A 22,342-nucleotide genomic window follows, 5' to 3' on the forward strand; every position below is an offset into this window, starting at 1 on the left:
GCGCTGCGCCGTGCGCTGAGCCGGCGCGCGCGGCCCGAGGGCGAGGAGCTCGCCACCGACGCGCTGCCGACCGCGCTCGCGCAGGCGCGGGCCGGGGTGCGCCGCCCGGACGCGTACCGTGCGCGCGTGTACACCCCCCGCCGCGCCAGCCGCGCTGGGAGCACCGACTACGTGTTCCTCGTCGACCGCTCGGCGTCCATGCAGGGCAGGATCGCTGCCGCGGCGTCCGACGCGATGATCGTGCTGCTCGAATCGCTCACCGCGGTGGAACGCGACATTGAGAGCGCCGAGCGCGCAGCCGGTGTCGCCCTCGACCTCGACGTGCGCACCGCGCTCATTGTGTTCGACGCCGAGGCCCACACCGTGAAGCCGCTCGCGCACGGCATGAGCGATGGCGTGCGGCGCGAGCTCGACGCGGCGATCCGGAGCCCGCAGGGCTCGACGAACGATGGTGCGGCGCTCGCTGCGGCCGCCGCGCTGCTCGGGGTCGGGGGCAACACCCCGCGCGACTCCGACGGGCTGGCGCGCACGCGGCTGGTGTTCCTCATCAGCGACGGCGGCTCGAACGACCCCATCGCCGCGGCCAGGGAGCTCCGCCGGCTGCAGCAGGCGGGGGTGCGGGTCGTCGGCTGCGGCATCGGCACGGACGATCTCCGCGGGCGCTTCGCGCCGGACGGACTGCGCGTCGATGATCCCGCGCAGCTTGCGGAGGCGCTGCACGGGATCATCGCGCAGGATCTCGCCCAGCACCGCGCACCCGCCGCGCGGTAGTAGCCTGGGGGCATGATGACGCAGCCGGGGCGTGACGAGCAGGTGCAGCTGGTGCGAGCCCTGTTCCCGCGGCTCGCCGCCGAGCTCGCCGGGGGCAACGATCCCACCGCGGAGTTCGACGCGTGGCTCGACCAGCAGGCGGGCACTGTGCTTGCGGGCGCCGCATTCGGCGCGGTCCGCAGCCCGGAGACCGCCGCGCGGTTCGATGACGCGTTCGTGCACGCCCGCGCCGCCGCGGCCCTCCTCGACGTTCCACTGCCAGAGCCCGAGGCGTTCGCTGCGGCAGGCTCGGATCTCGCGAGGTTCGGCGAGCTCCTGGAGGCCCGCGCCGAGCTCACGCCGGTGCCGGCCCCGTTCGGGCTCGGGATCGAGCGCTGGCGCGAGGCGTTCACGCGCGCGGGGCTCGCGCACCCCGAGGTGCTGAGCGGCGAGCACGGCGCGTCGCCGCTCGTGCTCGCGGCCGACGCCGAGCGCGGCTTCGCCGCCCTCGACCGGATCCCGGAGACGGCGGCGGCCCTGCCGGTGGTCGCGCAGCGCGGAAGCACGGTCGCGCAGCGCGGGAGCACCGTCGCGCAGCGTGGCAGCACCGCCGCCGCCCGGCCGGTCCGCTGGACCCTTCGCCTGGTGCCGAGCGACAGCGCCCCGAGCGTGCTCGGCCTGGGCTTCGCGCACGGGCCGCACGTCTCGCTGCCCGAGCTCCTGATGCTGCAGCTGATGCGCATTCTCGCGGGCGAGCCGCCGCTCGACACGGGGACGTTCACGTGGCTCGCCGGCCCCATCGCCGATGGTCGCCTTGCGGCGCGTCACGTGTACGACGCCGGCGAGCGCGTGATCCGGATCACCTGCAGGGAGACGGGCAACCAGGGGCCGCACCTCGGCTCGCGCACGCCGGTGATCTAGCCGCTCACTCCCAGACGCTCGTCGCGTCATCGCGGGTGGAGGGGAGCCGGGTCGCCTGCCCCCACTCGAGCACCTCGGCGGGAACGCGCAGCTCCTCGGGGTTCGCGCCACTCTTCTCGAGGATCTCCTGGATGGGCACGACGCCGCCTGCGCGGCGGAGGATGCGTGCGCGCACGTAGGCGCGGGCGTGCACGTCGGGCCGCCGCTCCGCGTCGGGGCGCACGAAGCGCTGCTCCATGTACACCGCCTGCTCGTCGAAGCCGAGGATCCGCGACTCGATCCAGAACCGCTGCCAGGGGTTCAGCGACTTCCGGTAGGAGATGGTCTGGCCGACCACGACGGGGTACCAGTCCTCGCGCTGGAAGAGCTCCCAGACGCCGTTGCGCTGCATCAGGTCGAAGCGCCCGACGTCCATGATGGAGAGGTACTTGCCGTTGTTCATGTGGCGCAGCAGGTCGAGGTCGGTCGGCCACACGCGGAAGCGGGAGCGGCTGACGTCGGTGAAGCCGAGCGCCGGGCCGCGCCGCCCGACGAACCACAGATGCCAGAGGGTGCGGAAGATCATGTGCATGGCGGCCAGCCTACGTCGCACGCGCCGCGCGGCGCAGAACTCTGACCGGAGGCGACAGCGAGAGCGGCCGGGCTGGCCGCGCCGGGCAACACCCTGCACGAAGCAGGGGAGTTGCGGGGTGTGCAGGTGTACACTGGTTCGGCGCAGTCGCGCGCCCGAACCTCACAGAACCCGGAGAACCTGCATGGCAACCTCGAACGACATCAAGAACGGCACCGTTATCAAGGAGAACGGTCAGCTCTGGAGCGTGGTCGAGTTCCAGCACGTCAAGCCGGGCAAGGGTGGCGCGTTCGTTCGCACGAAGCAGAAGAACGTCGTCTCGGGCAAGATCATCGACAAGACGTACAACGCCGGCGCGAAGATCGAGACCGCGAACGTGGACCGCCGCGACTTCCAGTACCTCTACCAGGATGGCGCTGACTTCGTGTTCATGGACCAGACCGACTACGACCAGCTGACCGTGTCGGCCGTGGTCGTCGGCGACGCGTCGAAGTACATGCTCGAGAGCCAGCAGGTGCAGATCGGCCTCCACGACGGCGAGCCGCTCTACCTCGAGATGCCCGCCTCCGTCGTGCTCGAGGTCACCTACACCGAGCCCGGCCTGCAGGGCGACCGCTCGACCGGTGGCACGAAGCCCGCGACCGTTGAGACCGGCGCCGAGATCCAGGTGCCCCTCTTCCTCGAGGCTGGCACCAAGATCAAGGTCGACACCCGCACGGGTGACTACCTCGGCCGCGTGAACGACTAACGTTGTCGGCACGGACGAAGGCGCGCAAGCGCGCGCTTGACATGCTGTACCAGGCCGATGTGCGCGGGGAGGAGATCCTCAGCATCGTGAACGCCGAGGCGAAGCGCGCGGCCGGGGAGCCCGACCGCGCGGCCTCGTGGCTGTACGCGCGCGAGATCGTCGACGGCGTGACGGATCACCGCGCGGAGATCGACGAGCTCATCATGAGCTACGCGCAGGGCTGGACCCTCGACCGGATGCCCAACGTCGACCGCGCGCTCCTGCGTCTCGCGGCGTGGGAGATCCTCTTCAACGACGAGGTGCCGACGCCCGTCGCGATCGACGAGGCGGTGGAGCTCGCGAAGGAGTACTCGACCGACGACTCCGGCCGCTTCGTGAACGGTGTGCTCGGGCGGATCGCCGACCACGCCCAGCAGTGACTCCGGTGCGGGTGCGCCTCAGCGCGCGCCCGCACCCCACCGCGGCTCGGATCCGCTATGATTGATCTCATCAGCTTTTCTTTAACTGCCGTCCTGTGAGGCGGAGAAGGGGGGCTCGACTATGGGTACGCGTGTTGTGCTGGAAAGCGCAGAAATCTCGCGGGCGCTGACTCGAATCTCGCACGAAATCATCGAGGCGAACAAGGGCGTTGCTGGCCTTGTTCTCGTGGGCATCCCCACGCGCGGCACCTTCCTCGCCGCGCGGATCGCCGACACGATCTCCCGGATCGAGGGTGAGCGCGTTCCCGTCGCCAGCCTCGACGTCACCATGTACCGTGACGATCTCGCGCAGAATCCGACGCGCACCCCGCACCCCACTGACATGCCGGTGACCGGCATCGACGGCTGCACGGTGGTGCTCGTCGACGACGTGCTCTACTCCGGCAGGACGGTGCGCGCGGCGCTCGACGCGCTGAACGACCACGGCCGCCCGAGGGCGGTGCGCCTCGCCGTGCTGATCGACCGCGGGCACCGCGAGCTGCCCATTCGCGCCGACTACATCGGGAAGAACCTCCCGAGCGCGAAGCACGAGCGCATCTCGGTCCGCCTCGCCGAGCACGATGGGGTCGACGAGGTCACGATCTCGTCCGACGATGCTGGCGCGGGCGACACGGTGACTGCCGAGGGCGCTCCTTCGGCTGGGGAGGCTCGCGCGTGAGGCACCTGCTCGACACGAAGACGCTCACCCGCGACGAGGCGATCCTGATCCTCGATACCGCGGAGGACATGGCCGCAACGCAGCAGCGCGAGGTGAAGAAGCTGCCGACGCTGCGCGGCAAGACCGTCGTCAACCTCTTCTTCGAGGACTCGACGCGCACGCGCATCTCCTTCGAGGCCGCCGCGAAGCGCCTCTCCGCCGACGTGATCAACTTCAGCGCGAAGGGCTCCTCGGTCTCGAAGGGCGAGTCGCTGAAGGACACCGCGCAGACGCTGCAGGCGATCGGCGCGGACGGCGTCGTGATCCGCCACCCTGCGTCCGGGGCGCCGTCGCGCCTCGCGTCGAGCGGCTGGATCGACGCCGGCGTGCTGAACGCCGGGGACGGCACGCACGAGCACCCAACGCAGGCGCTCCTCGACGCGTTCACGATGCGCCGCAGGCTGTTCGGCGACGCGAGCCGCGGCCGCGACCTCGACGGTGTCTCGGTCGTGATCGTCGGCGACATCGCGCACTCGCGCGTCGCCCGCTCGAACCTGTGGCTGCTGACCGTGCTCGGTGCGCGCGTCAGCTTCGTCGCTCCGGAGACGCTCCTGCCCTACGGCACGCGCAGCTGGCCGGTGACGGTGCACCACTCGCTCGACACCGCGCTGCGCGTGGAGCGGCCCGACGTCGTGATGCTGCTGCGCATCCAGATGGAGCGCATGCACGCGGCGTTCTTCCCGAACGAGCGCGAGTACGCGCGCTACTGGGGCCTCGACGACGCGCGGCTCGCCGCGCTCACCGAGCGCGCAATCGTGATGCACCCAGGGCCCATGAACCGCGGGCTTGAGATCTCGTCGCGCGCGGCCGACTCGCCCCGCTCCACCGTGCTCGAGCAGGTGGCCAACGGCGTCTCCGTGCGGATGGCCGCCCTGTATTTGTTGCTCTCCGGCGAGCGCGGCGCGCAGCACACCCCCGAACGCACCGAATCCCGTGGAGGAGAGACCGAATGACCACGAATCCCGGAATCCTGATCCGCGGCGCGCGCCTCGCGGCGAGCCTCTCCGAGCGCGGCGGCGCTGCGAGCACCGCTGAGCCGGTGGATCTGCGCATCGCCGACGGACGCATTGTCGAGCGCGGCGCGGATCTCGCACCGCGCGACGGCGAGCGCGTCATCGACGCGGCCGGCCTGATCGCGCTCACCGGCCTCGTTGACCTGCACACGCACCTGCGCGAGCCGGGCTTCGAGCAGTCCGAGACCGTGCTCACCGGCACGCGCGCGGCGGCCGCCGGCGGGTTCACGAGCGTCTTCGCGATGGCGAACACCATGCCCGTGCAGGACACCGCCGGCGTGGTCGAGCAGGTGCAGGCCCTCGGCGACGCCGCGGGCTACGCCACGGTGCGGCCCATCGGCGCGGTGACCGAGGATCTCGCCGGTGAGAAGCTCAGCGAGATCGGCGCGATGGCGCAGTCCCGCGCGCAGGTGCGCGTCTTCTCCGACGACGGCAAGTGCGTGCACGACCCGCTGCTCATGCGCCGCGCGCTCGAGTACGTGAAGACCTTCGGCGGTGTGATCGCGCAGCACGCGCAGGATCCGCGCCTCACCGAGGGCTCGCAGATGAACGAGGGCGCGCTCTCCAGCGAGCTGGGTCTGAAGGGCTGGCCCGCGGTCGCCGAGGAGTCGATCATCGCCCGCGACGTGCTGCTCGCCGAGCACACGGGTTCGCGCCTGCACATCTGCCACCTCTCAACGGCCGGCTCGGTCGAGGTGGTGCGCTGGGCGAAGGCGCGTGGCGTGCAGGTGACCGCGGAGGTCACGCCGCACCACCTGATCCTCACCGAGGAGCTGGTGCGCAGCTACGACGCGCGCTACAAGGTGAACCCGCCGCTCCGCCGTGCGGAGGACGTGCAGGCGCTGCGCCAGGCCGTCGCCGACGGCATTATCGACATCATCGCGACGGATCACGCCCCGCACCCCATCGAGGCGAAGGAGTGCGAGTGGGACGCCGCGGCGTTCGGGATGGTCGGCCTCGAGTCGGCGCTGCCGATCGCGCTCCTCACCCTGATCGGCGAGGGCCACATCAGCTGGGCGGAGCTCGAACAGCTGCTCTCGCAGCGCCCGGCGGCGATCGGCGGGCTGCTCGATCACCCGGCCACCCTCGACGCCGGCGAGGCCGCCGACCTCGTGCTCGTCGATCCGGCAGGCAGCAGCACGTTCGACATCGCGCGGCTGCAGGGCATGAGCGAGAACTCGCCCTACCTCGGGATGGAGCTCCCCGGCCGCATCGTGCACACGGTGCGCCGCGGCTACCTCACGGTTACGGACGGCGAGCTCGTCGATCCCGCGCGGGTGGCGAGCGCGGCGCAGGCCGCTGGCGCGGCTCAGGGCGGCAGCCTGGCCCAGAGTGGCAGCCTGGCCCAGGGCGGCGCGCGATGAGCCGCACCACCTTCATCATCCTGATGTCCTCGATCGCGGTGCTCGCGCTCGTCGGCATGTGGATCGCGTGGCGCGGCCGCGCGCGCCGTGACGCGGCGGCGACCGGCTCCGCGCAGGCGGCGCCGGCACTCACGGGGGAGCGGCTCGCCCACTTCCCGCGTGCGAGCTACGTCTCGACCACGCCGGCCGGCGCTCCGCTTGAGCGCGTCGCGATTCCCGGCCTCCGCTACAAGGGCTACGCCGACGTCTCGGTGCAGCGCGACGGCGTCACCATCGCGGTGACCGGCGAGGCCCCCGTCACCATCCCCGCCGCTCAGCTCATCGGCACGGCGGCGGCTGGCGGCCGCATCGGCAAGGCCGTCGAGCCGGGCGGACTCGCCCTGCTGCGGTGGGCGCTGCCCGCGCCAGGCGGGGAGGACCGCGAGCTCGAGTCGAGCTTCCGCCTCACCGACCCCGCCGAGCAGGCGCGCTTCGCCGAGGCCATCGCCGCCATCGCGGCGCACACACAGACCAACACCACTCACCCCACGATCCAGGAGGAAGCGTGACCACGAACACGACCGAAGTAACGGCGCCGCCGGCTGCCGTAGTGCCGAACGGCGCTGCGGTGCTCGTTCTCGAGGACGGCACCCGATACACCGGCCGCGCATACGGCGCAACGGGTCGCACCCTCGGCGAGGTCGTCTTCTCGACCGGCATGACGGGGTACCAGGAGACGCTGACCGATCCCTCGTACGCGGGGCAGATCGTGCTCATGACGGCGCCGCACATCGGCAACACCGGTGCGAACGACGACGACATGGAGTCGCGCAAGATCTGGGTCTCCGGCTTCGTGGTCCGCGATCCCGCACGCCGCGTGTCGAACTTCCGCGCGGAGCGCTCCCTCGATGAGGACCTCGCGAACGACGGCGTCGTTGGCATCTCGGGGATCGACACGCGCGCCGTGACGCGCCGCATCCGCTCGGTTGGCGCGATGCGCGCCGGCGTCTTCTCCGGCGCCGAGCTGGAGCTCTCCGACGATGCCCAGCTGGCGCTCGTGCGCGAGCAGGCGAGCATGGCCGGCAAGAACCTGTCGCAGGAGGTCACGACCCCCGAGCGCTACGACGTGCCTGCCGCCGACGGCGTGACGCGCGTCGGTTCGATCGCGGTGCTGGATCTCGGGATCAAGCGCGCCACCGTGCGCTACCTGTCCGAGCACGGCTTCGACGTGATCGTGCTGCCCGCCGGGACGAGCCTCGACGAGGTGCGCGCGCTCGCCCCCGACGCGCTCTTCTACTCGAACGGCCCGGGCGACCCGTCGGCGAGCACGGCGCAGGTTGAGCTCCTCCAGGCGCTCCTGCGCGACGGGATCCCGTACTTCGGCATCTGCTTCGGCAACCAGCTGCTCGGCCGCGCACTCGGCTTCGACACGTACAAGCTGCCGTTCGGGCACCGCGGCATCAACCAGCCCGTGCTCGACAAGCGCACCGGCCGCGTCGAGATCACCGCGCAAAACCACGGCTTCGCCGTCGACGCGCCGATCGAGGGCGAGATCGACTCGCCCGCCGGCTTCGGTCGCGTCCAGGTCAGCCACATCAGCCTGAACGACCAGGTCGTCGAGGGGCTCGAGTGCCTCGACATCCCCGCGTTCTCCGTGCAGTACCACCCTGAGGCGGCCGCTGGCCCGCACGACGCCTTCTACCTCTTCGACCGCTTCCGCGCTCTGGTCCAGGACCGCGCCGCAGCCGCCGACACGACCACCCAGGGAGCCTAACCGCCATGCCCAAGCGTTCAGACATCAACTCAGTTCTCGTCATCGGCTCCGGCCCGATCGTCATCGGTCAGGCCTGCGAGTTCGACTACTCGGGCACCCAGGCGTGCCGCGTGCTCCGCGAGGAGGGCGTGCGCGTCATCCTCGTGAACTCGAACCCCGCGACGATCATGACGGACCCCGACTTCGCCGACGCGACCTACGTCGAGCCGATCACCGCCGCGGTGATCGAGACGATCATCCAGAAGGAGAAGCCCGACGCGATCCTCCCAACGCTCGGCGGCCAGACCGCGCTCAACGCGGCCATGGAGCTGCACGAGCAGGGGATCCTCGAGAAGTACGGCGTCGAGCTGATCGGCGCGAAGGTCGAAGCGATCCAGAAGGGCGAGGATCGCCAGCTCTTCAAGGACATCGCGATCGCCGCGGGCGCCGGCGTCGCGAAGTCGTACGTCGCGCACACGCTCGATGAGGCGAAGGAGTACGCCAAGGATCTCGGCTACCCCCTCGTCGTCCGCCCCTCCTTCACCATGGGTGGCCTCGGCTCGGGCTTCGCGTACACCGAAGAGGAGCTCGTGCGCATCGTCACCGACGGCCTGCACTACAGCCCCACCACCGAGGTGCTCCTGGAGGAGTCGATCCTCGGCTGGAAGGAGTACGAGCTTGAGCTCATGCGCGACACCAAGGACAACGCGGTGGTCGTCTGCTCGATCGAGAACGTCGACGCGGTCGGCGTGCACACGGGCGATTCGATCACGGTCGCTCCCGCGCTGACCCTCACCGACCGCGAGTACCAGAACCTCCGCGACATCTCGATCGACATCATTCGCCGCGTCGGCGTCGATACGGGCGGCTGCAACATCCAGTTCGCGATCGACCCGACGGACGGCCGCGTCGTCGTCATCGAGATGAACCCGCGCGTCTCCCGCTCCTCCGCGCTCGCGTCGAAGGCCACCGGCTTCCCGATCGCGAAGATCGCCGCGAAGCTCGCGATCGGCTACACGCTCGACGAGATCCCGAACGACATCACGCAGAAGACCCCGGCCTCGTTCGAGCCGGCGATCGACTACATCGTCGTGAAGACCCCGCGCTTCGCGTTCGAGAAGTTCCCGGCAGCCGACGACACGCTCACCACCACCATGAAGTCGGTGGGCGAGGCGATGGCGATCGGCCGCAACTTCACGACCGCGCTGCAGAAGTCGCTGCGCTCGCTCGAGAAGCGCGGCACGTCGTTCCACTGGGGCGAGGAGACCCGCTCGGTCGCCGAGCTGCTCGAGACCATCGTGCGCCCCACCGATGGCCGCATCGTCGACGTGCAGCAGGCGCTCCGCCTCGGCGCGACGATCGAGCAGGTCTTCGCTGCAACAAAGATCGACCCGTGGTTCCTCGACCAGATCGTGCTCATCAACGAGGTCGCCGAGGGCGTCGCGCAGGCGCAGCAGCTCACGCTCGACGTGCTGCGCGAGGCGAAGGATCACGGCTTCTCGGACGCGCAGATCGCGGCGATCCGCGGGGTCTCCGAGTCGGAGATCCGCGGGCTGCGTCACGGGCTCGGCCTCCGCCCGGTGTTCAAGACCGTCGACACGTGCGCCGGCGAGTTCCCTGCGCTGACGCCGTACCACTACTCCTCGTACGACCTCGAGACCGAGGTCACCCCGTCGGATCGCAAGAAGGTCGTCATCCTCGGCTCGGGCCCGAACCGCATCGGCCAGGGCGTCGAGTTCGACTACTCGTGCGTGCACGCCTCCTTCGCGCTGTCGGAGGCCGGCTACGAGACGATCATGATCAACTGCAACCCGGAGACGGTGTCCACCGACTACGACACCTCGGATCGCCTCTACTTCGAGCCGCTCACGCTCGAGGACGTGCTCGAGGTCATCCATGCGGAGCAGGCGTCGGGCGAGCTGCTCGGCGTGGTCGTGCAGCTCGGCGGCCAGACCGCGCTCGGGCTCGCGCAGCCGCTGAAGGACGCCGGGATCCCGATCCTCGGCACCACCCCGGAGGCGATCGACCTCGCCGAGGAGCGCGGCGCGTTCGCCGGGATCCTGGAGCGCGCCGGCCTCGTCGCCCCGCGCAACGGCACCGCGATCGACGAGGAGGGCGCGATCCGGATCGCCGAGGAGATCGGCTACCCCGTGCTCGTTCGCCCCTCGTTCGTGCTCGGCGGCCGCGGCATGGAGATCGTGTACGACACCGAGGCGCTGCGCGGCTACTTCGGCCGCATCGAGGGCCACGCGCTCGTCGGCCCCGGCCACCCGCTGCTCGTCGACCGCTTCCTCGACGACGCGATCGAGATCGACGTCGACGCGCTCTACGACGGTGAGCAGCTCTACGTCGGCGGCGTGATGGAGCACATCGAGGAGGCCGGGGTGCACTCGGGCGACTCGAGCTGCACGCTGCCCCCCGTCACCCTCGGCCACGATCAGATCGCGCAGGTCCGCGAGGCGACGCTCGGGATCGCTGCCGGGCTCGGCGTGCGCGGCCTCCTGAACGTGCAGTTCGCGATCGGCCAGGGCGTGCTCTACGTCCTCGAGGCGAACCCGCGTGCGTCGCGCACCGTCCCGTTCGTGTCGAAGGCGCTCGGCATTCCGCTCGCGAAGGCGGCGTCCCGCGTCATGGCCGGCGAGTCGATCGCCGAGCTCATCGTCGCCGGCCTGCTGCCCGAGCGCGACGGCTCGCGCGCCCCCATCGACGCGCCGATCGCCGTCAAGGAGGCGGTGCTCCCGTTCAAGCGGTTCCGCACCCACGAGGGGCTCGTCGTCGACTCGCTGCTCGGACCCGAGATGCGCTCCACCGGTGAGGTCATGGGCATGGACCGCGACTTCCCGACCGCGTTCGCGAAGAGCCAGTCGGCCGCGGGCAGCGAGCTGCCCGTCGCAGGGACCGTGTTCCTCTCCGTCGCGGATCGCGACAAGCGCGCCGTCGTGCTGCCCGCGCTCCGCATGCAGGAGCTCGGCTACCGCATCCTCGCGACGCAGGGCACCAACGTGGTGCTCGCGCGCAACGGGATCACGTCCGAGGTGGTGCGCAAGCACTCGCTGCAGGCCGAAGGCGACACGATCGTTGACCTCATCAACCGCGGGGAGGTCGACATGATCGTCAACACCCCGTCCGGCAGCTCGGCGCGCGCCGACGGCTACGAGATCCGCGCGGCGGCCGTCGCGGCGGACAAGCCGATCTTCACCACGGTCTCCGAGCTCTCCGCTGCGGTCGGCGCGGTGTCGGCGCAGAAGCTCGGCTTTGACGTGAAGTCGCTGCAGGAGTACGAGGCTGATCGCGTGGCCGCACGCGCTGAGGAGGCAACCGCCCGATGAGCACCCAGACGTTCGGCACCCGGCTCGCGGGGGAGCTCGCCGCGAAGCGACACCTGTGCGTTGGTATCGATCCACACGCGCCGCTGCTCGCCGACTGGGGGCTCGCCGATGACGCGGCCGGGGCCGAACGGATGGGCCGCGAGGTGATCGCGGCTGCCGCCGGGGTCGCCGCGTGCGTGAAGCCGCAGATCGCGTTCTTCGAGCGCTTCGGCTCCGCTGGCTTCGTCGCGCTGGAGCGCGTGCTCGCCGATGCGCGCGCCGCCGGGGTGCTCGTGATCGCCGACGTGAAGCGCGGCGACATTGGCTCGAGCTTCGCCGCGTATGCGGACGCCTGGCTGCAGCCGGGCTCGCCGCTCGAGGCCGACGCGATGACCGTCGCCGCCTACCAGGGCTTCGGGAGCCTCGCTGGCGCGTTCCCGCACGTGCGCGAGCACGGCAAGGGGCTCTTCGTCCTCGCCGCCACCTCGAACCCGGAGGCGCGCGACGTGCAGCTCGCGCGCCGCGCCGACGGGCGCACGGTCGCCGCGGCGATGCTCGACGACGCGATCGCGATCGACGGCGTCGCCGACGATCACGTGAACTCGGTGGGCGTCGTGCTCGGCGCGACGCTCGACCTCGCCGAGTTCGGCATCGATGTGGCCGCGCCACCGGCGCGACCTGCACTTCCCGTCCTGGCGCCCGGCTTCGGGTTCCAAGGCGCCCGCGTCGAGGACGCGGGGAAGATCTTCGGCGGCCTGGGCTGGGCGCTGCTCGCGAGTGAGTCTCGCAGCGTGCTCGCCGGGGGCGCCGATGGGCTCGCGGCGCGCGTGCGCGCCCGGGCCGACGCCGTCGCGACCGCGCTGACGGTGTAACTGGCTGGGGGAACGAAGATGAGTGGAGAGAAGATGATCAACTCAACCGATCCCACCGCACGCTCCATGCCTGCGGTTGATCGCGTCGCAGCAAACCGGGCGGCGATCGCGGCGCGGCAGGCGCGCGCCGAGCTCAAGCGCCGCCTGCGGAGCGGGGAACTGTCCCCACTCCGCGTGCTCGAACAATCACGTGTTCCAGGGAGTCCAGCCGCGACGCTGCGCATCACGGACTTCCTGCTGTCGTTCCCCGCGATCGGCGTCGTGAAGGCGGAGCGCGTTCGGGAGCAGCTCGATATCTCCGAGCGGAAGCGCCTCGGCGGGCTCGGCGCGCTGCAGCGGGAGCGGCTCGAGCGCTTTGTCCGCGAGCGCACCGGTTCGGAAGCTTCCCCCGGGCGTCCGCCGCTCACCGTGCTCGCCGGGCCGACGGCGGTCGGCAAGGGCACCGTCGCCACGTACATTCGGGAGCACTTCCCTGAGGTGCGCCACTCGGTGTCCGCGACGACCCGCGCCCCGCGCCCCGGCGAGGTCGATGGCTCCCACTACATCTTCGTTGATGATGAGGGCTTCGACCGCATGCTGGCCGCGGATGAGCTGCTCGAGTGGGCGACGGTGCACAACACGCACCGCTACGGCACGCCGCGCGGCCCGGTGGACGAGGCGGCGGAACGCGGCGAGCTGATGCTGCTGGAGATCGATCTGCAGGGCGCGCGGCAGGTGCGCGCGAGCATGCCGGAGGCACGGCTCGTGTTCCTCGCCCCGCCCAGCTGGGATGAGCTCGTCCAGCGGCTCGTTGGACGCGGCACCGAGGACGAGGAGGAGCGCACGCGCCGACTCGAGACCGCGAAGACGGAGCTCGCCGCGGCCGACGAGTTCGACGAGATCATCGTGAACGATGAGGTGCCGCGTGCCGCCGCGCGACTCCTCGAGGTGATGCGCGGCGGCGAACGCGCGCACAATGTGACCGGCGCGTGATCATGCAGGTTGCGGATCTGAACCCAACGCAGTTTCTCGGGATCCCGCTCGCCCTGATCGGGGCGGCGTTCCTGGCGTTCGGCGCGCAGTACCAGTCGCGCGGCTTGAACAAGGTCGAGCACATCGTCGGGGAGAGCGCACGTGCTGGGCTCTCCTGGGGTCACATCCGCAACCTGCTCCGCCGGCCCTCCTGGGTGGTCGGCACGCTCCTCCTCGGCCTCGCCGTGGTGTTCCAGATCGGCTCGCTGTCGCTCTCGCCGCTCATCATCGTGCAGCCGATCGGCGTCGTCGGGCTCATCATCACCTCGATCCTGAACTCACGCGTCAGCGGCGTGCACCTCGGCAAGCGCGTCAGGGGATCACTGGCGCTCGCGGTGCTCGGGATCGTCGCGTTCGTTACGATCGCCGCGTTCACGGCGCGCGACCGCCCCGTCACCGACACCAAGCTGATTGTAATCCTCGTCACCTTCGCGGTGGTGCTCGTCATCTCGCTGCTGCTCTTCGCGGCGTTCCGCCACCAAGCGATCGCGCTGATCTACATCGTCGGCGCCGGGGTGCTCTACGGATTCGTCGCGACGTTCGCGAAGGCGGTCATCGGCCGCTTCCAGCAGGGCGAGTTCGAGTGGCTCACCTGGGCGTGCGTGGCCGCGCTCATCGTTGGCGCGCTGCTCGGTATGGTGTTCGTGCAGAACGCGTACTCCTCAGGCCCGCCAGACCTCGTGGTCGCCGGCCTCACCGTGATCGACCCGATCGTCGCGGTGCTGATCGGCATCGTCGTGCTGCAGGAGGCCGCTGGGGCGCCCGGCTGGGCGATCCTCGTCTACATCGCGTCCGGGATCGTCGCGGTCGCCGGGGTGCTCGGCCTCGCGCGCTTCCACCCGCAGGCGGGTGGCGATGGCCCGTCGAAGATGAGTGTGCCAGCGCCCCAGGCGTGAGATACTGGCCGCGGGGGCGGCAGGTCGCCGTGACCTCGGGAGGCCACGGAGGAGCACACATGAGCGAGCACCCGATCCGGATCGTGACCGGCGAACCACGTCGCGCCCCGTGGTGGACGCTCCTGCTCGTCGGACTGTTCGTCGTGCTCGCGGGCGTCGGTCTGCTCGTGTGGCCGTTCGTCGCGGCGAGCGGGATGCTCGCCGTCATCTTCGGGGTCGCGCTACTCGCGAACGGGCTCGCCATGCTGGTGCGCGCGGGGGCGAGCGCTGGCACCCGGGTGCTCGGCTCGGTGTTCGTGCTCGCCGGCATCCTCGCGATGGTGTTCTCAGCCGTCACCGGGAAGGCGCTCGTTGTCCTCGTCGGCTCCGCGCTCATCGTGGTCGGCGTCTCGTGGCTCATCCTCAGCCTGCGGGTCGCACGGGGCGGCTCCGGCTTCCTCCTGGTGCCCGGCATCCTCGCGATCCTCGGCGGCGTGTTCGCGCTGATCTGGCCGGCGACGGCGCTCAGCATCGTGGCGTTCCTCGCGGGCATCGCGATGGTGTTCTTCGGCCTCTCGCTCTGCTGGGGCGCGATGCGCCTGCGCGGCGCCCGGGTGGAGCAGACCACCATCATCGTGGAGTAGGGCGGACGGGGCTTGAACCCGTGACCGGCGGATTATGAGTCCGTCGTGGACGCCATACGCCCGCGTTGCAACCGCCGCGAGCCATTGCAGCGCTTGCCAATTGTGGCCATTCCCTGACTGGGGGTGAGCACCGATTCTCGCCAGGCACCGACCACCTGCCGACCGGCTCTCGGACAAGAAAAAGGGGCCGCCGCCCGACCAAGAACGGCGGCCCCTCTACCGGGAGAAATCATGGACAATCTCGACCCGGGCGTGGCCAGCGCTCTCAGTGTATATCTGAGGCCCGACAACGACCACGCCGGTTTTTCAGCAGCGAGCGGTGCAGGCGCCGCGCGGGCGAAGCAGGAGCGCGGCGGCTGTGCCGCCGCTGCCGCGAGCGTAGCGAGCGGGGACGCGTCAGCGGCTCTTGATAGTACTCTGAGTTACTGTTGGGGGCAGGCGCCGAAGGGTGAGAATGACGCTGATTCTCCTGACGGTGTTGGTGAGCGACGTGCGATTCGTTGGGGTGCGCGTGCCCTTCTTTGGCAGGCTTCGACCTTGCGCCCAGTTAGGCAGTGCGGTCGCGTTCTGAGGGATGATCCCGGCGCTCCGTCCACCGGGGCAGGGGTGAAGCGGCGCGACTTGGCGAAGGGCGCTGTAGCCGGCTACTCGGGTGTCACGCTCTGCGGCTCCGTATGGTCCTGCCCTCGATGCTCCGCGGTAATCGCCCAGCGCCGCGCGGAAGAGATCTCGCGCGCAGTAGCAACTTGTCATCGCCTCGGTGGCCGGGTTTACCTGATGACGACGACCGTTCGGCACACCCGGAAAGACTCGCTCAACGACCTCTTCAACGCGCTGCAGAAAGGCTGGCGCGCGGGGCTTGGCGGCGTCGCCTGGTCAGGCAGGAAGGAGCGGGTTCGTGCTCGGAAGGGTCGTGAGTGGGTGGAGCCTGCAATGCTCGGGGACGCTGAGCGATTCGGGGTCGCGGGACGAGTCAGAGCGACCGAGGCGACTGTCTCTCTCCCCGGCTCTGGAGGCCACGGCTGGCACGTTCATTTCCACGCGCTTCTCTTCGTCACAGGCAACCTCGGCAACGGCCTGCGTGAAGATCTCGACTCGTACCTGAACGGGCTCTTCCACACGAACTCAAACTGGGACCGCGGTGGCCTCGGGGAGCTTGCTTTCGGCGAGCAGGTCTTTGGGCGATATCGCAGGGCCGTCGAGAAGGCTGGATTCCGCGCCGATCCGGAGGGCTTCGACCTCCGGGAAGTGCATGACGGCGGGTCCGAGTTCGTTGGCTCTTACCTCTCGAAGGCGACTTACGATGTTGCCGCGAGGATCGGTTTCGAGGTCGCGAGCGGCGCGCACACGAAGGATGCTCGTACGGAGCGCAATGTCACTCCATTCGAGATCCTGGCTCGGTGCGCTGACGATCTGCAAGCACGGCGGTTCGGGATTCGCACACCTCGCCGTTGGGAAATCATCGACTTGGAAGACGGAACCCTGAGCCTCGTCGATCTCGATACCGGTTCGGTCGAGGCGATAACTTCGCCGGGCCTGTGGGCGCTCTGGCATGAATGGGAGCGCTCTTCGCGGGGGCGGCATCAGATCCACTGGTCACTGCGAGTAGTGGGCGACTCTGACCGTGCGGAGCTCTGGAACGCCGTGATCGCCGCACGTGGAGAGACCGAAGATGATGAAGCGGTGGCGCAGGTCGAGCTTCAAGGCGAACGGCTGGGCGAGATCCCGCGTGGTGCCTGGTACGGACGTCTCGTGTGGCGTCCGAGCTGGCTCGTGGGAGCGCTTGAAGCCGCCGAGAGCGGCGGCCAGGACACACTTCGGCGCTACCTCACTGAGCGGGGTGTTAGTTTCGAGCCGAGAGAAGGCGACACGTAGAACGCTGGTGACGCTTCGTCACTGAGGCCATCGTTGGAGTCCGGTTCCTCTGCCAAGTTCCAGCCATCGCCACAGGTACGCAGCTTCTTGCTCCTTGGTCGGTTCTTCGACATCGAAAATTGCTTTGCCCGATTCTGGATCGGTCCTTCCGCCCGTGATGTTCCACACGCGCACGATCACCGCGCCAACCAGCACGACGAGCGCTTTCCCTGTTTGTTCCTCAGGGTTGGCGATGCGCCACAAGCGTGTTGCTGCTTCGATGTGGGACTCGGGCTCATGCTCTCTCCACCCAATTCGACGCCCAGTGGGATCGCCCTTGGGGTCGTAGCCCGGATCCGAGAGGCGAACGATCCAAGCGTCCGGCACACCATCCTTAGCCAGGGGCCGTTGGCGTGCGCGCAAGAGCCTATCGACGTCCTCTTCTTTATAGATTTTCGCAGATCCGACAGTGGCCGCTACGCGGAGCACACCAGTTTTCCGCCAGCGGGTCACCATTTCGGGCGACACACCAAGCTCGGACATGACCTTCTCGCCCGTCCAGATCGTCATGAACCGACCATACCATCGGGTGCTTTTCCCGCATGGCAGTCGCGTGCGCCCCACTAGTCGCATCCACATAGCACCTGAGAGCCTTTGCCAGGCGTTCCCGTATGGCTTGACACGCTTGCTACAGGGCCGTAGTGTTGCCAGAAAGCCATTCGGGAATGCCCCCGAGTGGTTCACCTCGGGGTGACCCGCTTGTAAACAGATTCGACTCACGGAAGGTTGACGTAATGGAAATCAAAACGGTACGACACGGACGGAAGTTCATCGTTCAAGGCATGGATGCAACAGTCTCAAAGGCTATGTTCCGGCAGCTGCGGTACACCGCGATGGGTGCGCGTGATAATGCGACCGAAGGCGATGAGGACAACACTGAGCACACCGTGAAGACCCTCCGGGAAGGTCGGCTTCGTCTTCAGGTGAATGAAGGGGATGTGACGATCTCCCTCATTCCGAAGGGAAGCCGCACCCCGATCGCAGTTGAAACCATCGACTCCGCCGTTCTCATCGACTGGGCCGCATAGCTCTTCCGGTCATGGCGAAGACAAATCAGCAACGCCTGGCGCGCATGACCCAGAAGCGCGACGGCATCAAGTACACGGTTGCACTCGCGAAAGCTACTGAGGCTCTTGAACGAGCACGCGCCGAGGGGCTGAGGGGTTATGAGGTGGAAGTGCCCTCTGAACCCGAAGCTAACTAACTTCCGGGGGGGGGGGGGGGGGGGCCTGCTTGACCCAGGCCCACCCCCGGTCTTAAACCTTCCCCAAGAATCACCAACAGAAAGGCCAAGTCATGGCATCAAACAACTCGATTTCCCTTCGACCGGCCGCAGGCGGCATTGCGCTCGTCGGCGGAGGCAAACTGACCGAGGTCGCAGACTACAAGGACGGTCAGCGCGTCGGCGTGCAGACCCGAAACGGCGTTCCGCTTCGCCGCGCGGCAGGGGTAACCGCGCTCATGGACGGCGTGCCCCTCGATGGCTTTACCGTCACCACGACCGCTCAGCTCGATGAGATTCCCGACGGAAGTCTTCTCGCCGCATCCGGCGTGGTCGAGGTCAACATTCGCGGCGAAGCTAAGCCCGGATTCGGAGACGGCGGCCCACGTGCCTCACTCACCGGCTCCGTCTTCGTGGAGCAGATCGAAGCCGTCGGATCCATGGCCACACTGCTCGCGCAGGCCGCATCGCGCCGAGGCAAGAGCGACTGACAGAGACGAGAGAGGGCGGCTTGACCCCGCCCTCTCTCTACCCCTCCCCAAGAATCACCATAGAAAGGAGCAGTACCATCATGCTCGAACTTCTGCTCGCCGCGTACCTCGCGGGCCTGATCCCCGGCATCCCATCACCTATCGGCGTCGAACTGCCGTGGAGCCCCAACACCATCGCAGCTCAGGAGGAGGCCCAGCGGGAGGCTGACGTCAACGCCGATTACGTCCTGCAGCGGAACCTCTGTCGGTCCCGCGCGGAGGGACTCGCCATCGGCCTTTCCTCCGCTACTCACGGCGTCTTCAAACCGCTCCAGCAGGCAGGTATCTATGTCAACCCACCGAACCTCAACGGTGACGGTTGCCGGATCGCCTTGACGGATGAACCGCGCCTCTTCCCGGACGCTGACGGCGTCGAGAAGATCACTGGAGCTGGTCCGACCGCGTATTCGGTCGTCTGGGAGTACTGAAAATGAATCGTTCCTCAAAGGGTGCGGTCCCCGCAGTCCTCGGTCTCCTTCCCTGGATCCCTCTCTGCGGTCTGCTCCTCCTCGCGCCGATTCTGATGTTCTTCAACATCCCCGGATGGTCAGGCATCCTCACCTTCGTCAGTGTCTTCTGGCTCATCATCTGGGTCATTCGTTCCGCACCTCGCTGGGTGCGCATGATGAAGCTTGCCCTTGCTGGTACTCCCGCCGACATGCTGCCTGCCGCCGCGATCATGACCGAGGCATGGCCCGTACTTATCGACGTGTGCGGATGGGTCCCGAGGACAGCGCTCGGGCAGAAGCCACCCCTCGCTTTGAAGCTCTGGGGGCTCATCTCTGGCAACACTACCGACCTCGGACCGCGCATCTTGCGCATCGAGAATGCCCCGGCTGGGCCACTGGCGATTGTCGGACTTACTCCACGCATCACGGCAGAGCACATCGCCGCCCACTCTGAGCGGATCGCGGATATGTGGGGCGCTCAGTCCGTAGAGGTCACGCGAACCCGACCGAACGAGGTCTCGATTCTCGCTCGGATCCGCGACCCGCTGGAGGGGACGAACACAGGATTTATTGGTGCTCCTTCGGCTCCGCCTTCAGTAACGGCGGACGACTTCCTGCCGAGGAATGATGAAAACCAGGATCTCCGATGAAAGCCGGATTCGGGTACCTCGTGACTCAGATCAGTGCTCGGCGCGCGGAACAGATTTACGGGTGGATAGGAGAGGATGCGGCAGCCGCAAATCGTGAGTCTCACGCAACAGCGGAGGACGGCTCGGTCCACGTGCCGATTCGATTCGCGGGCGGAGACGCACGCATCTTCTTCGAAGACCGTCCCGCCGACAGTGGTTCCGTGATGGTGGAGCTTGACCTTCCTGGCCAGAAGCCGCTTCCGCTGTTTCCTTCTGAGGCCGCTGCGCTGGGTCAGGCACTGATCGACATAGCTGCGGATCTTGCCCAGCCGGGAGAAGGCGCAATCGAAATGGCGGACCTGCCTGAGGCGATCCGTGCCGCACAGCGTTTTGAAAGGTCTCGGGATGATTGAGTTCGGCGTCGATGAGAACGGATCGCGAGTCGCTTTCCATCCCGCGAAGCTCCACACCGTGCTTGCGGGCAGGACGCGCAGCGGTAAGAGCGTAACTGCCTATCGCATTCTCGCGGAGTGCGCTGAGGTACCGTGGGTTCGCCTTGTCGGCTGCGATCCAACCGGGATCTTGCTCGGACCGGCAGCCGCCGGGAAGCCCGATGACTTCGCGCTCGGCACCTCACCGCAAGCTCTTGAGCATGCGGTGGCGGTTCTGCGGAACATCGAGAGCCTGATGGATGAACGCATTGCGAAGCTGATGGAGCTGGGGATCGATCAGATTCCGGCTCACGTCTATACCGATCCCAGAGTTGGTGCTGTGGTCGTCGTTCTCGAGGAGTATGCGGGTCTGTTGGCGGCGGCGGATAAGAAGGCGGGTGAGGAAGTTCGTCGGATCGTCGGGCGTCTGCTGCGTGAGGGAAGCAAGGCCGCGGTGCACGTCATGACCATCTTGCAGCGCCCCGAGGCTGCGGTTCTGCACGACCGTGCTCAGTATGCGAGGGCTATCGTCATGGCGGTCGAAAATGCGGACAGCGTGAAGATGCTGCTCCCGATGGCCGCACCGGAGGAAGTTGAACGTCTCGTCGCTTCGAAGCCGGGCCGCGGTTACCTGATGGAGGCCGGGGAACCCCTGAAGTACTTCCGCGCTGATTACGTGACCTACGAGACGTATGCCGCAATCGTGCGTGAAGCATCCGCGCGCAAGCAACCCGTTTTCCCAAGGCAAGGGTCCGACTCGTCGGACCCGCGGCAGCCCACTGAGGAGGTGAGCAACTAATGGCAACAGCGACGAAGCGTCCGGTGCCCGCGCCGGTTTTGCTGAACGAGACCGAGGCCGCAAAGTATCTGACCGTCAGCGTCGGCTCTCTTCGGGCTTGGCGAGGTCAGGGCAGCGGCCCGCGATTCCTCAAGGTCGGCGTGCAGGTGCGATATCGCCCATCCGATCTGGACGACTACCTCGACGGTTCGGTAGTCGAACCCACTGAATGAACGAGTGGAGTGCCCCGCCCCTTGTGGCGGGGCGCTTCTGTTAGGAAGACATGATCGATAAGAGAGCGAACGGAACTTATCGGGTCCGCCTCTACTATCGCCGCCGCTATGTCGGCAGCAAAACGTTTACCCGCAGACGAGACGCGGAAGCTTGGGAGCGTGACTCAAAGGCCGCTCTCGCCGCTGGCCAATGGGTTGATCCGTCGACCAGCGAAGCGGTGACCGTTGCGGAATGGGCCGAACTTTGGCTCGCGACCCTCGAAGGCGGAAAGCCATCTTCTGTGGCTGATCGTCGCGCGAAGTTCAGGCTCTATGTCGAGCCAGCATTCGGACGCCGCCCAATCGGAATGTTGAAGCACTCCGAGGTTGCGGCTTGGGCCCGTGACATTGCGATCCGGTTGTCGCCTTCGACGGCTCGGCGTGCACTTGCCGTGCTCCGGCGCACTATCGAACTTGCGATCCGTGACGGCGCGGCGAACACGAACCCGACCCTGGGCGTTCGTCTTCCCGCGCAGCAGGCCGGTGAGCCTCGACCTCTTACGCACACGGAGGTTCTACGGCTCGCGGAGCAGATGCCGACGCGAAAGGACCGGCTGCTCGTGCTGGTCGCTTGCTACGGCGGTCCTCGGTGGGGCGAGCTGACGGCGCTTCGGGTCTCGGACCTCACTGCGACGGGTGCACTTCGGTTGGTGCGCGCGTGGTCCGAGACGGGCGGTGTGATGCATCTCGGCGATCTGAAAACGCACCAGGCACGGACGGTTCCGTTGCCCGCCTCCGTCGTCGCCGACCTACTAGACTGGGCAGCAGATCTACCGCGAGACGCTTTCCTCTTTCACGCTTCACAGCCGCACATTCCCCTGAGGAACAACAACTATCGGATCCGCGTTCTGAATCCCGCGCTCGAACGGGCCGGACTGAACGGGATCACCCCGCACAACTTCCGAGATACGTGTGCTTCCCTAGCGATCCAGGCTGGAGCCACGGTCCCCGCAGTTGCCGCGCTACTCGGTCACCGCGATCCCAGCGTCACTCTCAAGCACTACGCGAGCATGTTCCCAACCGACCTCGATGCCGTAGCGAACCGATTGGATAAGGCACTCACCGCCGCGCAGCATTACGAGGCGGAGGGAGCCGATTCGAGCTAGACCACCGACCACACACCGACCAAGCC

The 22,342-nt window shown here is 68.1% G+C and carries 25 protein-coding genes; 23 read left to right on the top strand and 2 right to left on the bottom strand.

What is annotated here, in order from left to right; genetic code table 11:
• A partial coding sequence (locus tag EGM46_RS08215) for a vWA domain-containing protein (RefSeq protein WP_164512842.1) occupies positions 1-771 on the top strand: 771 nt, incomplete at its 5' end.
• 12 nt (positions 772-783) lie between these two features.
• A complete protein-coding gene (locus EGM46_RS08220; protein WP_241156249.1) occupies positions 784-1,671 on the top strand; it encodes a hypothetical protein in 888 nt (295 codons plus the stop codon).
• 4 nt (positions 1,672-1,675) lie between these two features.
• Here EGM46_RS08220 and EGM46_RS08225 read toward each other — a convergent pair whose 3' ends face one another.
• A complete protein-coding gene (locus EGM46_RS08225; RefSeq protein WP_206427538.1) occupies positions 1,676-2,242 on the bottom strand; it encodes a thioesterase family protein in 567 nt (188 codons plus the stop codon).
• Between the two features lie 184 nt (positions 2,243-2,426).
• Here EGM46_RS08225 and efp point away from each other — a divergent pair, with 184 nt between their 5' ends.
• The 13 genes from efp to EGM46_RS08295 all read left to right on the top strand — a co-directional run bounded on the left by efp (position 2,427) and on the right by EGM46_RS08295 (position 16,860).
• Positions 2,427-2,990, top strand: a complete 564-nt coding sequence (gene efp / locus EGM46_RS08230) for an elongation factor P (protein WP_125099680.1) — start codon at positions 2,427-2,429, stop codon at positions 2,988-2,990.
• 2 nt (positions 2,991-2,992) lie between these two features.
• A complete protein-coding gene (gene nusB / locus EGM46_RS08235; RefSeq protein ID WP_125099681.1) occupies positions 2,993-3,409 on the top strand; it encodes a transcription antitermination factor NusB in 417 nt (138 codons plus the stop codon).
• 121 nt (positions 3,410-3,530) lie between these two features.
• Positions 3,531-4,127, top strand: coding sequence for a bifunctional pyr operon transcriptional regulator/uracil phosphoribosyltransferase PyrR (gene pyrR, locus EGM46_RS08240; RefSeq protein WP_125099682.1), 597 nt, complete (start codon positions 3,531-3,533; stop codon positions 4,125-4,127).
• Complete coding sequence (locus EGM46_RS08245; protein ID WP_125099683.1) at positions 4,124-5,119, top strand: aspartate carbamoyltransferase catalytic subunit; 996 nt, start codon at positions 4,124-4,126, stop codon at positions 5,117-5,119. Before pyrR ends, EGM46_RS08245 begins: the two co-directional genes overlap by 4 nt.
• Positions 5,116-6,543: a dihydroorotase gene (locus tag EGM46_RS08250; RefSeq protein WP_125099684.1), complete on the top strand. Its 1,428-nt coding sequence runs from the start codon at positions 5,116-5,118 to the stop codon at positions 6,541-6,543. The genes EGM46_RS08245 and EGM46_RS08250 overlap by 4 nt, the downstream gene beginning before the upstream one ends.
• Positions 6,540-7,091: a hypothetical protein gene (locus EGM46_RS08255; protein ID WP_125099685.1), complete on the top strand. Its 552-nt coding sequence runs from the start codon at positions 6,540-6,542 to the stop codon at positions 7,089-7,091. The genes EGM46_RS08250 and EGM46_RS08255 overlap by 4 nt, the downstream gene beginning before the upstream one ends.
• Positions 7,088-8,296: a glutamine-hydrolyzing carbamoyl-phosphate synthase small subunit gene (gene carA, locus EGM46_RS08260; protein ID WP_206427539.1), complete on the top strand. Its 1,209-nt coding sequence runs from the start codon at positions 7,088-7,090 to the stop codon at positions 8,294-8,296. The genes EGM46_RS08255 and carA overlap by 4 nt, the downstream gene beginning before the upstream one ends.
• A gap of 5 nt (positions 8,297-8,301) precedes the next feature.
• Positions 8,302-11,604, top strand: a complete 3,303-nt coding sequence (gene carB / locus EGM46_RS08265; protein ID WP_125099686.1) for a carbamoyl-phosphate synthase large subunit — start codon at positions 8,302-8,304, stop codon at positions 11,602-11,604.
• On the top strand, positions 11,601-12,455 hold the full coding sequence (gene pyrF, locus EGM46_RS08270; protein WP_125099687.1) for an orotidine-5'-phosphate decarboxylase: 855 nt from the start codon (positions 11,601-11,603) through the stop codon (positions 12,453-12,455). Before carB ends, pyrF begins: the two co-directional genes overlap by 4 nt.
• A 33-nt stretch (positions 12,456-12,488) precedes the next feature.
• Positions 12,489-13,427 (top strand): guanylate kinase, encoded by a 939-nt coding sequence (gene gmk, locus EGM46_RS08275; protein ID WP_125099688.1) that lies wholly within the window; start codon positions 12,489-12,491, stop codon positions 13,425-13,427.
• 2 nt (positions 13,428-13,429) lie between these two features.
• A complete protein-coding gene (locus tag EGM46_RS08280) occupies positions 13,430-14,362 on the top strand; it encodes a DMT family transporter (RefSeq protein ID WP_125099752.1) in 933 nt (310 codons plus the stop codon).
• Positions 14,363-14,421: 59 nt separating this feature from the next.
• Positions 14,422-14,985, top strand: a complete 564-nt coding sequence (locus EGM46_RS08285; RefSeq protein WP_125099689.1) for an HdeD family acid-resistance protein — start codon at positions 14,422-14,424, stop codon at positions 14,983-14,985.
• A gap of 777 nt (positions 14,986-15,762) precedes the next feature.
• Positions 15,763-16,860 carry a hypothetical protein gene (locus tag EGM46_RS08295; protein ID WP_125099690.1) on the top strand — a complete coding sequence of 366 codons (1,098 nt, stop codon included), beginning with the start codon at positions 15,763-15,765 and terminating at the stop codon, positions 16,858-16,860.
• A gap of 18 nt (positions 16,861-16,878) precedes the next feature.
• On the opposite strand, the gene EGM46_RS08300 is transcribed toward EGM46_RS08295, so the two are convergent.
• Positions 16,879-17,409 (bottom strand): hypothetical protein, encoded by a 531-nt coding sequence (locus tag EGM46_RS08300; RefSeq protein WP_125099691.1) that lies wholly within the window; start codon positions 17,407-17,409, stop codon positions 16,879-16,881.
• A gap of 224 nt (positions 17,410-17,633) precedes the next feature.
• Here EGM46_RS08300 and EGM46_RS08305 point away from each other — a divergent pair, with 224 nt between their 5' ends.
• The 8 genes from EGM46_RS08305 to EGM46_RS08340 all read left to right on the top strand — a co-directional run bounded on the left by EGM46_RS08305 (position 17,634) and on the right by EGM46_RS08340 (position 22,316).
• The gene (locus EGM46_RS08305; RefSeq protein WP_125099692.1) at positions 17,634-17,927 is read left to right on the top strand and encodes a hypothetical protein; all 294 of its coding nucleotides are present in this window, start codon (positions 17,634-17,636) and stop codon (positions 17,925-17,927) included.
• Between the two features lie 268 nt (positions 17,928-18,195).
• A complete protein-coding gene (locus EGM46_RS08310; protein ID WP_125099693.1) occupies positions 18,196-18,612 on the top strand; it encodes a hypothetical protein in 417 nt (138 codons plus the stop codon).
• Positions 18,613-18,692: 80 nt separating this feature from the next.
• The gene (locus EGM46_RS08315; RefSeq protein ID WP_125099694.1) at positions 18,693-19,079 is read left to right on the top strand and encodes a hypothetical protein; all 387 of its coding nucleotides are present in this window, start codon (positions 18,693-18,695) and stop codon (positions 19,077-19,079) included.
• 95 nt (positions 19,080-19,174) lie between these two features.
• The gene (locus tag EGM46_RS08320; protein ID WP_125099695.1) at positions 19,175-19,750 is read left to right on the top strand and encodes a hypothetical protein; all 576 of its coding nucleotides are present in this window, start codon (positions 19,175-19,177) and stop codon (positions 19,748-19,750) included.
• On the top strand, positions 19,747-20,142 hold the full coding sequence (locus EGM46_RS08325) for a hypothetical protein (RefSeq protein ID WP_125099696.1): 396 nt from the start codon (positions 19,747-19,749) through the stop codon (positions 20,140-20,142). Before EGM46_RS08320 ends, EGM46_RS08325 begins: the two co-directional genes overlap by 4 nt.
• Positions 20,135-20,959 carry an FtsK/SpoIIIE domain-containing protein gene (locus EGM46_RS08330; RefSeq protein WP_125099697.1) on the top strand — a complete coding sequence of 275 codons (825 nt, stop codon included), beginning with the start codon at positions 20,135-20,137 and terminating at the stop codon, positions 20,957-20,959. Before EGM46_RS08325 ends, EGM46_RS08330 begins: the two co-directional genes overlap by 8 nt.
• On the top strand, positions 20,959-21,171 hold the full coding sequence (locus tag EGM46_RS08335; protein WP_125099698.1) for a helix-turn-helix domain-containing protein: 213 nt from the start codon (positions 20,959-20,961) through the stop codon (positions 21,169-21,171). Before EGM46_RS08330 ends, EGM46_RS08335 begins: the two co-directional genes overlap by 1 nt.
• 50 nt (positions 21,172-21,221) lie before the next feature.
• Positions 21,222-22,316 carry a tyrosine-type recombinase/integrase gene (locus EGM46_RS08340; protein WP_125099699.1) on the top strand — a complete coding sequence of 365 codons (1,095 nt, stop codon included), beginning with the start codon at positions 21,222-21,224 and terminating at the stop codon, positions 22,314-22,316.
• The last annotated feature ends 26 nt before the right edge of the window (positions 22,317-22,342 follow it).

The organism is Leucobacter chromiireducens (genome assembly GCF_003917135.1).
Taxonomy (GTDB): Bacteria; Actinomycetota; Actinomycetes; order Actinomycetales; family Microbacteriaceae; genus Leucobacter; species Leucobacter chromiireducens_A.